This window comes from Pseudomonas sp. PS02288 (assembly GCF_029959715.1).
GTDB lineage: Bacteria > Pseudomonadota > Gammaproteobacteria > Pseudomonadales > Pseudomonadaceae > Pseudomonas_O > Pseudomonas_O kuykendallii.
Genome location: NZ_JASCPA010000003.1, coordinates 69,250 through 80,479 on the forward strand (window position 1 = coordinate 69,250; position 11,230 = coordinate 80,479).

General features: G+C 67.2%; 12 protein-coding genes. All 12 read right to left on the reverse strand.

Annotated features, from left to right (window positions below; all coding sequences use genetic code 11):
- Positions 1-58: 58 nt before the first annotated feature.
- A complete protein-coding gene (locus tag QMX85_RS02705; RefSeq protein WP_282338658.1) occupies positions 59-418 on the reverse strand; it encodes a hypothetical protein in 360 nt (119 codons plus the stop codon).
- Between the two features lie 141 nt (positions 419-559).
- Positions 560-2,260: an urease subunit alpha gene (gene ureC, locus QMX85_RS02710; protein ID WP_282338659.1), complete on the reverse strand. Its 1,701-nt coding sequence runs from the start codon at positions 2,258-2,260 to the stop codon at positions 560-562.
- A gap of 81 nt (positions 2,261-2,341) precedes the next feature.
- A complete protein-coding gene (locus QMX85_RS02715; protein ID WP_282338660.1) occupies positions 2,342-2,647 on the reverse strand; it encodes an urease subunit beta in 306 nt (101 codons plus the stop codon).
- On the reverse strand, positions 2,644-3,159 hold the full coding sequence (locus tag QMX85_RS02720) for a GNAT family N-acetyltransferase (protein ID WP_282338661.1): 516 nt from the start codon (positions 3,157-3,159) through the stop codon (positions 2,644-2,646). Before QMX85_RS02720 ends, QMX85_RS02715 begins: the two co-directional genes overlap by 4 nt.
- A gap of 16 nt (positions 3,160-3,175) precedes the next feature.
- Entirely contained in the window at positions 3,176-3,478 is a 303-nt protein-coding gene (gene ureA, locus QMX85_RS02725) for an urease subunit gamma (protein ID WP_273228953.1), read from the reverse strand.
- Positions 3,478-4,317, reverse strand: a complete 840-nt coding sequence (locus QMX85_RS02730) for an urease accessory protein UreD (protein WP_282338662.1) — start codon at positions 4,315-4,317, stop codon at positions 3,478-3,480. Before QMX85_RS02730 ends, ureA begins: the two co-directional genes overlap by 1 nt.
- Before the next feature lie 88 nt (positions 4,318-4,405).
- Positions 4,406-5,104, reverse strand: a complete 699-nt coding sequence (gene urtE, locus QMX85_RS02735) for an urea ABC transporter ATP-binding subunit UrtE (protein ID WP_282338663.1) — start codon at positions 5,102-5,104, stop codon at positions 4,406-4,408.
- Between the two features lie 271 nt (positions 5,105-5,375).
- Positions 5,376-6,233 (reverse strand): urea ABC transporter ATP-binding protein UrtD, encoded by an 858-nt coding sequence (gene urtD / locus QMX85_RS02740; protein ID WP_282338664.1) that lies wholly within the window; start codon positions 6,231-6,233, stop codon positions 5,376-5,378.
- Positions 6,233-7,312, reverse strand: a complete 1,080-nt coding sequence (gene urtC, locus QMX85_RS02745; RefSeq protein WP_273228960.1) for an urea ABC transporter permease subunit UrtC — start codon at positions 7,310-7,312, stop codon at positions 6,233-6,235. Before urtC ends, urtD begins: the two co-directional genes overlap by 1 nt.
- A 97-nt stretch (positions 7,313-7,409) precedes the next feature.
- On the reverse strand, positions 7,410-8,981 hold the full coding sequence (urtB, locus tag QMX85_RS02750) for an urea ABC transporter permease subunit UrtB (RefSeq protein ID WP_282338665.1): 1,572 nt from the start codon (positions 8,979-8,981) through the stop codon (positions 7,410-7,412).
- A gap of 120 nt (positions 8,982-9,101) precedes the next feature.
- Positions 9,102-10,370, reverse strand: a complete 1,269-nt coding sequence (urtA, locus tag QMX85_RS02755; protein WP_090223907.1) for an urea ABC transporter substrate-binding protein — start codon at positions 10,368-10,370, stop codon at positions 9,102-9,104.
- A gap of 237 nt (positions 10,371-10,607) precedes the next feature.
- The gene (locus tag QMX85_RS02760; protein WP_090223905.1) at positions 10,608-11,204 is read right to left on the reverse strand and encodes a MarC family protein; all 597 of its coding nucleotides are present in this window, start codon (positions 11,202-11,204) and stop codon (positions 10,608-10,610) included.
- Positions 11,205-11,230: the final 26 nt, after the last annotated feature.

Below are 11,230 nucleotides of genomic sequence, written 5' to 3' on the forward strand. Positions count from 1 at the left end.
CGTGAGGGGGCGGATGGGTGCGCCGGGCCGGCGAAAAGTGCCCGGCGCGGTGTGGACGTCAGGGTTTGGCCATGTGCCAGACGCCGCCCTTGCCATCGCCGTTCATCTCACCCGGCTTGTCCTTGGCGAAGGTGTACAGCGGCTTGTCGGCGTAGGCCCACTGCAGGGTGCCGTCCTCGCGTTTGGCCAGGGTCCACTGGCCATCGGGCTTGGCGTCGGCATCGGCCATCAGCGGAGGCCAGTTTTCCGCGCAGGGGCCGCTGCATTTGGAGATGTCCTTGGTGTCCTTGTCGTAGGTGTACAGGGTCATGCCTTTGGCATCGACCAGCATGCCGCCCTTCTCCATCGCGGGTGGCGCAGCGAAGGTGATGCCGGAAAAGGCCAGGGCGGTGGCGGCGAGAGCGTATTTGAGGGTCATTGTTTTTCTCCGTCCGTTCGTGGGGTCCAGGAAATAACCTGCACAGATACAGAACCCGACGGGACGCAAGCGTTCGGCTGGCGAGCGATTGCGCGGCGGCGCCGGACCACGACCGACATGGGGCGGTCGTGGTCGCGGGCCTCAGAACAGGAAGTAGCGCTGCGCCATCGGGAGTACGTCGGCCGGCTCGCACCAGAGCAACTGGCCGTCGGCCTTGACCTGGTAGTTCTGCGGGTCGACCTCGATGCTCGGCGTATAGTCGTTATGGATCAGGTCCTTCTTCTGCACCGCGCGGCAGCCCTTGACCACGCCGATCTTCTTCTGCAGGCCGAGTTGCTGCGGTACGCCGGCGTCCGCGGCGGCCTGGCTGATGAAGGTCAGGCTGCTGGCGTGCAGCGAGCCGCCGTAGCTGCCGAACATCGGCCGGTAGTGCACCGGTTGCGGGGTCGGGATCGAGGCGTTGGCGTCGCCCATCAGGCTGGCGGCAATGACCCCGCCCTTGAGGATCAGCGTCGGCTTGACGCCGAAGAACGCCGGGCGCCAGAGGATCAGGTCGGCCCATTTGCCGACCTCGATGGAGCCGACCTCGTGGCTGATGCCGTGGGTGATCGCCGGGTTGATGGTGTACTTGGCGATGTAGCGCTTGACCCGGAAGTTGTCGTTGCCGGCGCCGTCCTCGGGCAGCGCGCCGCGCTGCTTCTTCATCTTGTCGGCGGTCTGCCAGGTGCGCGTGATCACCTCGCCGACGCGGCCCATGGCCTGGCTGTCGGAGCTGATCATGCTGAAGGCGCCGAGGTCGTGGAGGATGTCCTCGGCGGCGATGGTCTCGCGACGGATGCGGCTTTCGGCGAAGGCGACGTCCTCGGCGATGCTCGGGTCCAGGTGATGGCAGACCATCAGCATGTCCAGGTGCTCGTCGATGGTGTTGCGGGTGAACGGCCGGGTCGGGTTGGTCGAGCTGGGCAGCACGTTGGGAAAACCGCAGGCCTTGATGATGTCCGGCGCGTGGCCGCCGCCAGCGCCTTCGGTGTGATAGGTGTGGATGGTGCGGCCCTTGAACGCGCCCAGGGTCGTTTCGACGAAGCCGGATTCGTTCAGCGTGTCGGTGTGGATCGCCACCTGCACGTCGTACTGGTCGGCGACCGACAGGCAGTTGTCGATGGCCGCAGGCGTGGTGCCCCAGTCCTCGTGCAGCTTGAGGCCGATGGCGCCGGCCTTGACCTGCTCGATCAGCGGCTCGGGCAGCGAGACGTTGCCCTTGCCGGTGAAGCCGATGTTCATCGGGAAGGCGTCGGCGGCCTGGAGCATGCGCGCCATGTGCCAGGGGCCGGGGGTCACGGTGGTGGCGTAGGTGCCGGTGGCCGGCCCGGTGCCGCCGCCGATCATGGTGGTGGTGCCGCTCATCAATGCTTCTTCGATCTGCTGCGGGCAGATGAAGTGGATGTGGCTGTCGATGCCGCCGGCAGTGAGGATCATGCCCTCGCCGGCGATGACCTCGGTGGCGCCGCCGATGGCGATGCTCACGTCGGGCTGGATGTCCGGGTTGCCGGCCTTGCCGATAGCGGCAATGCGGCCGTCCTTGAGGCCGACGTCGGCCTTGACGATGCCCCAGTGGTCGATGATCAGCGCGTTGGTGATCACCGTGTCGACCACATCGGCGGCGTTCAGCTGGCTCTGGCCCATGCCGTCGCGGATCACCTTGCCGCCGCCGAACTTCACTTCGTCGCCGTAGGTGGTGAAGTCCTTCTCCACTTCGATCCACAGGTCGGTGTCGGCCAGGCGCACCTTGTCGCCGACGGTGGGGCCGAACATGTCGGCGTAGGCTTGGCGGGAAATCTTCATGAGCAGGTGTCCTGTAGGGTGCGCCGTGCGCACCGCGATTGGCTCTGGTGCGCGCGGCGCACCCTACGAATCTTTGGCGGCTTAGAGCTCGCCCATCACCCGTCCGGCGAAGCCGAACACGCGGCGCTGGCCGGCCAGCTCGACCAGCTCGACCTCGCGGCTCTGCCCCGGCTCGAAGCGCACCGCGGTGCCGGCCGGGATGTTCAGGCGCATGCCGCGGCTGGCCGCGCGGTCGAAGGTCAGCGCGTCGTTGGTCTCGAAGAAGTGGAAGTGCGAGCCGACCTGGATCGGCCGGTCGCCGCTGTTGGCGACGCTCAGGCTGAGGGTGCGGCGGCCGGCGTTGATTTCGATCTCGCCGGGCTGGATCTGGTATTCGCCTGGGATCATCGGGGCTGCTCCGTAGCGGGGGAAAGGAGGAGTTGCATGAAGGTGAGGTCGAGCCAGCGGCCGAACTTCTGTCCGACCTGCGGCATCTGCCCGGTGGTGACGAATCCCAGGCGCTCGTGCAGGCGGATCGAGGCGGCGTTGCCGCTCTCGATGGCGGCGACCATTACGTGCAGCCCGGATTCGCGCGCGCGCTCGATCAGCGCCTGCATCAGCTTCGGCCCCAGGCCCTGGCCGCGCTGGTCGCTGCGCACGTAGACCGAGTGCTCGACGGTATGGCGGAAACCGTCGATGGCGCGCCAGGTGCCATAGCTGGAGTAGCCGAGGACGTTGTCGTCGGCGTCCACCGCGACCAGTACCGGGAAACCCAGGGCGGCGCGATCGGCCAGCCAGGCACGGCGGTTGTCGAGGTCGACGGCGTAGTCGTTCCAGATCGCCGTGGTGTTGACCACGGCGTCGTTGTAGATGTCGCGGATGCCGGGCAGGTCGGCATCGAGGGAGTCGCGGATGATCACGGCGGTCGTCCTTCGATCAGGCGATGGGTTGGTGCACGGTCACCAGTTTGGTGCCGTCGGGGAAGGTCGCTTCCACCTGGATTTCCGGAATCATTTCCGGCACGCCTTCCATCACCTGGTCTCGGCTCAGCAGGGTGGTGCCGAAGTGCATCAGCTCGGCGACGCTGCGGCCGTCGCGCGCGCCTTCGAGCAGGGCGGCGGAAATCAGCGCCATGGCTTCCGGGTAATTGAGCTTCAGGCCACGGGCCAGGCGGCGTTCGGCCACCAGCCCGGCGGTGAAAATCAGCAGCTTGTCTTTTTCGCGCGGTGAAAGGTCCATCAGGTGCTCCAGATTCGAGGGGGAACGGCCGTGCGACCGAGCAGCGCCGGGCGCAACAGGCGCCAGAGGTCGATCAGCCAGGCGCGGGCGTGCAGCGCTTCGTGGGCCAGGCAGCGTGCAACGATCAGGCCGGGCAGTTGGGTGAGGTCGCCGCGCACGCGCGAAGGCAGGTCGCGGCAGCGTTCGAGCAATTCGGCGTCGATCTCGCCGGTGACGATCAGGGTGGCGAACACCGGCTGGCCGTCGAGGCCGATCGGCGAATCGAGCAGGCCGTCGCCGCCGCTCACGCGCTGGCGTTCATGCCAGAGCGGCTGGCCGTCGCGCCGGATGTCCAGGCGCGCCTGGAAGTGGCCTTCGGCGAAGCGTTCGTCGGCGGCCGGGCGGCCGAGGGCGACCATGTCCCAGTAGAACAGCCGCGCGTCGCCGAGCAGCTCGATGCGCGTACTCAGTTCGGCGCGGGCGCCGGAGTAGACGATGGTCTCCTGCGGCAACCACTCCAGGGTCGCGCCGGCTTCCACCCGCAGGTGCAGGTCCTGGTAGGCGGCGCCGGCCGCGCGGTACCACTTGGCGGCGCCGGGGCTGGTCAGCTGCGCCCAGGCGTGCGCTCCGACGCTGGCGCGGATGTCCAGGCGATCGCCGCCGGCGATACCGCCTGGCGGATGGACGATGATGTGCTGGCAGACCTCCGGGCCTTCGGCATACAGATGCTTCTGCACCCGCAGCGGGCCGGCATGGCGGCGCATCACCGGGCGTGTGGCGTCGCCGGCGCGGGTATAGCCCAGCTCCAGCTCGGCGTGCCAGCTGGGGGTGAAGAGGGCGGGGGTGATCGTTGCGTTCATGCGCTTCTTTGCAGTGTGGGAGGGCGGTGAAGCGTGGGCGAGGGTTCTTTCCGGGCGCCGGGCGGGCAGGACAAACCTACGGGAAAACTCAGATCGCGACCAGCCCGCGCACGCCATCGGCTTCCATGGTTTCGCCACGGCCCTGCTGGACGATCTCGCCGCGCGACATCACCAGGTACTGGTCGGCCAGCTCGGCGGCGAAGTCGTAGAACTGCTCCACCAGCAGGATCGCCATGTCGCCACGCCCGGCGAGTTTCCTGATGACCACGCCGATCTCCTTGATCACCGAGGGCTGGATGCCTTCGGTGGGCTCGTCGAGGATGAGCAGGCTTGGCTTGCTGGCCAGCGCGCGGCCGATGGCCAGTTGTTGCTGCTGGCCGCCGGAGAGGTCGCCGCCGCGGCGGGCCTTCATTTCCTCAAGCACCGGGAACAGTTCGTAGATGAACGGCGGCACGCGCTTCGCCTCGCTGCCGGGAAACCGCGACAGGCCCATCAGCAGGTTCTCCTCGACCGTCAGGCGCGGGAAGATCTCACGTCCCTGCGGCACGTAGGCGATGCCGGCGTTGACCCGCTGGTGCGTCTTGACGCCGGTGATCGGCTTTCCGTTCCAGTTCACCACGCCCTGCCGGGACGGGATCAGGCCCATCAGGCATTTCAGCAGGGTGGTCTTGCCGACCCCGTTGCGCCCCAGCAGGCAGGTGACCTCGCCGATCTTCGCCTCGAAGCTCAGCCCGCGGAGGATGTGGCTGCCGCCGTAGTACTGGTGGAGTTGGTCGACTTGCAGCATGTGGATGTCCTTGAAAAGGAGGGCGGTGTCGTCCGCCCGGTGGTTCCATTCGGTGCGCGCGGCGCACCCTACGGGAGAGGCCGCGCGCGTAGGGTGCGCCATGCGCACCAGGGCGCGGTTTCGTAGGGTGGATCGCGCTTCATCGATCCACCGCGCGCTGTTTCGGTGGATGAAAGACGGCGTCATCCACGCTCCGGTATTCCATTCGGTGCGCGCGGCGCACCCTACGGGGGAGGCCGCGCGCGTAGGGTGCGCCCTGCGCACCGAAGGCTCAGCGACCGAGGTAAACCTCGATCACCCGCTCGTCCGCCTGCACCTGCTCCAGCGAGCCTTCGGCGAGCACGTGGCCCTGATGCAGCACGGTGACGTGGTCGGCGATGCTGCCGACGAAGCCCATGTCGTGCTCCACCACCATCAGCGAGTGCTTGCCGGCGAGGCCCTTGAACAGCTCGGCGGTGAATTCGGTTTCGGCATCGGTCATGCCCGCCACCGGCTCGTCGAGCAGCAGCAGCTGCGGGTCCTGCACCAGCAGCATGCCGATCTCGAGGAACTGCTTCTGCCCGTGGGAAAGCAACCCGGCCGGACGCCCGCGCGAGGCGTCCAGCTTGATCGTGGTGAGCACGTCCTCGATGCGCTCGCGCTGCTCGCCGGAAAGGCGTGCACGCAGGCTGGCCCACACCGACTTGTCGGCGTTCTGCGCCAGCTCCAGGTTCTCGAACACCGAGAGCGCCTCGAACACCGTGGGCTTCTGGAACTTGCGGCCGATCCCGGCCTGGGCGATTTCCACTTCGCTCATCTCGGTCAGGTCGAGGCTTTCGCCGAAGAACGCCTGGCCGCTGTCCGGGCGCGTCTTGCCGGTGATCACGTCCATCAGCGTGGTCTTGCCCGCGCCGTTGGGGCCGATGATGCAGCGCAGTTCGCCGACGCCGATGTACAGGGTCAGATCGCGCAGCGCCTTGAAGCCGTCGAAGCTGACGTTGATGTCTTCCAGGGTCAGGAGGGTGCCGTGGCGCACGTCCAGGCCGGGGCCGGAGGCGCGACCGAGGCCGATCGCATCGCGGCCGGTACCGGCGTCGCTGTTCGGGTCGTAGGCGGGTTCGAGCATGAAGTGTCCGGGGGTGGCGTGCATCACTGTTCTCCCTTGCGGCGCAGCAGGCCGATGACGCCTTTGGGCAGGAACAGCGTGACGATGATGAACAGGGCGCCGAGGAAGAACAGCCAGTACTCCGGGAAGGCCACGGTAAACCAGCTCTTCATGCCGTTGACGATGCCGGCGCCGAGCAGCGGGCCGATCAGCGTGCCGCGCCCCCCGAGGGCGACCCACACGGCGGCCTCGATGGACTGCGTCGGGGCCATCTCGCTGGGGTTGATGATGCCCACCTGCGGCACGTAGAGCGCGCCGGCCAGGCCGCAGAGCACGGCGGACAGCACCCAGACGAAGAGCTTGTAGCCGCGCGGATCGTAGCCGCAGAACATCAGCCGGTTCTCGGCATCGCGCAGCGCGGTGAGCACCCGGCCGAACTTGCTTCGCGCCAGGCCCCAGCCCAGCGCCAGGCTGGTCACCAGCAGCGCCACGGTGGCGAGGAACAGCACCGCGCGGGTGCCCGGCGCGGTGATGCCGAAGCCGAGCAGGGTTGAGAAACCGGTGAAACCGTTGTTGCCGCCGAAGCCCGTCTCGTTGCGGAAGAACAGCAGCATGCCGGCGAAGGTCAGCGCCTGGGTCATGATCGAGAAGTACACGCCCTTGATCCGCGAGCGGAAGGCGAAGAAGCCGAACACCAGCGCCAGCAGACCCGGCGCCAGCACCACCAGGCACATCGACCAGAGGAAGCTGGAGGTGCCGTACCAGTACCAGGGCAGCTCGGTCCAGGCGAGGAAGCTCATGAAGGCCGGCAGGCCGTCGCCGGCGGTCTGGCGCATCAGATACATGCCCATGGCATAGCCGCCGAGGGCGAAGAACAGGCCGTGGCCGAGCGACAGCAGCCCGGCATAGCCCCACACCAGGTCGAGGGCGAGGGCGACGATGGCGTAGCAGAGGATCTTGCCGACCAGCGTCAGGGTGTAGGCGGAGACCTGCAGCGGGTTGTCCGCCGGCAGCAGCGAGAGCAGCGGCAGGGCGACGAGGATCGCCAGCACCGCGCCGAGCGCTGCGAGGGTCAGGCGCGGGCCGGCTTTCTGCGCGGCGGTGAGCGCGAGCGGCTGGTTCATCGACGGTGTCCTTGTTGAATGGCGGTCGCGCGCCGGGCGGGGCACGAGGCGTTGTTCAGCGGCGCGCTGGCGATCTGGAGAGCGTTCGGGCTGGCCATCAATCGATCACCCGTCCTTTCAGCGCGAAGAGCCCCTGCGGGCGCTTCTGGATGAACAGGATGATCAGCGCGAGGATCAGGATCTTGCCCAGCACGGCGCCGATCTGCGGTTCGAGGATCTTGTTGGCGATGCCCAGGCCGAAGGCCGCCAGCACGCTGCCGGCCAGCTGGCCGACGCCGCCGAGCACCACCACCAGGAAGGAGTCGATGATGTAGCTCTGGCCGAGGTCCGGGCCGACGTTGCCGATCTGCGACAGCGCCACGCCGCCGAGGCCGGCGATGCCCGAGCCGAGGCCGAAGGCGAGCATGTCCACGCGGCCGGTGGCGACGCCGCAGCAGGCGGCCATGTTGCGGTTCTGCGTCACCGCGCGGACGTTCAGCCCCAGGCGGGTCTTGTTCAGCAGCAGCCAGGTCAGCGCCACCACGAACAGGGCGAAACCGATGATCACGATGCGGTTGTACGGCAGCACCAGGTTGGGCAGCACCTGCACGCCGCCGGACAACCAGGACGGGTTGGCGACCTCGACGTTCTGCGCGCCGAAGACGATGCGCACCAGCTGGATCAGCATCAGGCTGATGCCCCAGGTGGCCAGCAGGGTTTCCAGCGGGCGGCCGTAGAGGTGGCGGATCACCGTGCGTTCCAGCGCCATGCCGATCGCCGCGGTGACGAAGAACGCCACCGGCAGCGCTGCCAGCGGGTAGAACGCCAGGGCGTCGGGGGCCAGGCGCTGGAACAGCAGCTGGACCACGTAGGTGGAGTAGGCGCCGAGCATCAGCATCTCGCCGTGGGCCATGTTGATCACCCCGAGCAGCCCGAAAGTGATCGCCAGGCCGAGGGCGGCAAGCAGCAGGATCGAACCCAGGCTCATGCCGGAGAACGCCTGGCCGATGAGTTCGCCGATCAGCAGTTTGCGTTTGACCTGCGACAGGCTGGTTTGCGCCGCGGTGCGCACGCCGGCGTCCTGTTCCACGGCCGGGTCGAGCAGCGTTTCGAGGCGCGTGCGCGCCAGCGGCTGGCCGGTTTCGCCAAGCAGGCGCACGGCGGCCAGGCGCACGGCCGGGTCCGGGTCGACCAGTTGCAGGTTCGCCAGCGCCAGGCTCAGGGCATCGCGCACGGCATCGTCCTGTTCCGCGGCGACGCGCTGGTTGAGCAGGCCGAGTTGCTCCGGGCGCGCGCTCTTCTGCAGTTGCTCGGCGGCGGCCAGGCGCAGGCCGGCGTCCTCGGCGAGCAACTGGTGGCTGGCCAGGGCGGTGTTGGCGAGGCCGCGCAGGCGGTTGTTCAGGCGCAGCTTGCGCGGCGCGTCGGCCGGTTCGGCATTGCCTTCGGCGGCCCGGAAGGCGCCGTTCTCCTCGATGAACGGGACTTTCGCGCTGTCGGCGGCCAGGCGGCCATCCTGCAGCGCCTCGATCAGCGGCAGGCGGGCCGGATCGGGCTGCGCGGCCCATCGTTCCAGCAGGCTGGCCTGCGCAGACGGATTGGCGGCGACGAAATCGGTGGCATCTCCGGCATGCGCCGCTGCGGGAAGCAGGAGCAGGCAGGCCAGGATCAGGCGGTGGACGGCAGAGGGCATATCGGTGTCCTTCGGATCACGGTCATCCTGCCCGGCCACGGGATCGTGGGCCGGGCGGAATGGACACGGACGCTGCAGGAACGGACGCTGGCGCTCGCTCCTACAGAGGGTGCGCCTGGATCAGTTGCTCTTCATCGGGTGGTCAGGCTTCTTGTCGTTGCCTTCGATGTAGGGGCTCCAGGGCTCGGCGCGCACCGGGCCTTCGGTCTGCCAGACCACCGAGAACTGCCCGTCTTCCTGGACTTCGCCGATCATCACCGGCTTGTGCAGGTGGTGGTTCTTCTCGTCCATCTTGATGGTGTAGCCGTCCGGCGCGGCGAAGGTCTGCCCGGCCATGGCGTCGCGCACCTTGTCGACGTCGGTGGTGCCGGCCTTCTCGACCGCCTGCGCCCACATGTGGATGCCGACGTAGGTGGCTTCCATCGGGTCGTTGGTGACCACGGTGTCCGCGTTCGGCAGTTTCTTGGCCTTGGCGTAGGCCTTCCAGGCGGCGACGAATTTCTCGTTCACCGGGTTATCCACGGACTGGAAGTAGTTCCAGGCGGCCAGTTGCCCCACCAGCGGCTTGGTGTCGATGCCGCGCAGTTCTTCCTCGCCGACCGAGAAGGCGACCACCGGAATGTCGGTGGCTTCGATGCCCTGGTTGGCCAGTTCCTTGTAGAACGGCACGTTGGAGTCGCCGTTGACGGTGGAGACCACGGCGGTCTTGCCGCCGGCGGCGAACTTCTTGATGTTGGCGACGATGGTCTGGTAATCGCTGTGGCCGAACGGGGTGTAGACCTCTTCGATGTCCTTGTCGGCGACGCCCTTGCTGTGCAGGAAGCTGCGCAGGATCTTGTTGGTGGTGCGCGGGTAGACGTAGTCGGTGCCGAGCAGGAAGAAGCGCTTGGCGGCGCCGCCGTCTTCGCTCATCAGGTACTCGACGGCCGGAATCGCCTGCTGGTTCGGCGCCGCACCGGTGTAGAACACGTTCGGCGACATTTCTTCGCCTTCGTACTGCACGGGGTAGAACAGCAATCCGTTGAGTTCTTCATAGACCGGCAGTACCGATTTGCGCGACACCGAGGTCCAGCAGCCGAAGGTCACGGCCACCTTGTCCTGGGTCAGCAACTGGCGGCCCTTCTCGGCGAACAGCGGCCAGTTGGACGCCGGGTCGACAACCACCGGCTCGAGTTTCTTGCCGAGCACGCCGCCCTTGGCGTTGATCTCGTCGATGGTCATCAGCGCCATGTCTTTCAGCGAGGTCTCGGAGATCGCCATGGTGCCGGAAAGGGAATGCAGGATGCCGACCTTGATGGTGTCGGCGGCGTGTGCGGTGAACGGGAACAGCCCGCTGAGCACAAGGGCACTGGCAGCGAGTGTGGATTTCAGAAAGGGACGGCGTTTCATGAGGGTGCGGCTCCGTGGCTGGGTCCATGCGCATCGTTGTTCGCGAAACGACGCTCCCGGCTCGCGCCTGCGTCAATTCGTCAACGCAGCAGTCGCAGCATCCGTGCCAAGGCGTGCAAACCCTTGATTTGAAGCGGCTTGGTCATTCCGGCAGGCAGGCGGTAGTCGATTTTCAGCGGTCCGTCGTGGTGCGCGCGCGCGACCGTGAAAAACGCATGGGCGCCGGATTGCACCAAATCAGAGCGAAAGGTAATTCTTCACGCCGGTGAAGATGATCTGCGCCGCCAGTGCGCAGACAAAAAGCCCCATCAGGCGGCTGACGATCTGCAGCCCCTGCTCGCCGAGCAGGCGCTCGAAGCGTCCGGAGAGGAACAGCACCATGCCGACGGTGACGCTGGCGAGGAAGATGCCGCCCACTGCCAGCAGCTTGTCGTTCCAGTGCGGCTGGCTGGCGCCCATCACCAGCAGCGCGCCGATGGTGCCGGGGCCGACGGTGATCGGGATGGTCAGCGGCACGATGGTCACGTCCTGCTGCAGGTTGTCGCTCTGCACCACCGATTTGCCCTGGGCCATGCCCAGCGCCGAGATGAACAGCACGCTGCCGGCGCCGATGCGGAAGGCGTCGATGGTGATGCCGAACAGTACGAAGATGTGCGTGCCGAACAGATAGAGCAGCATGCTGGCGACGAACACCCCGCTGGCGACGCGCCAGGCGAGCCGCTTGCGCTCTTTCAGCGTGTAGCCGCGGGTCATGCCGATGAAGCAGGACAGCACGAAGAACGGGCTGTAGAGCACCAGCAACTTGAGGTAGAGACTGAACAGCGCGGCAGACATGCGGGGTTCTCGGCAGGAGGATAAAA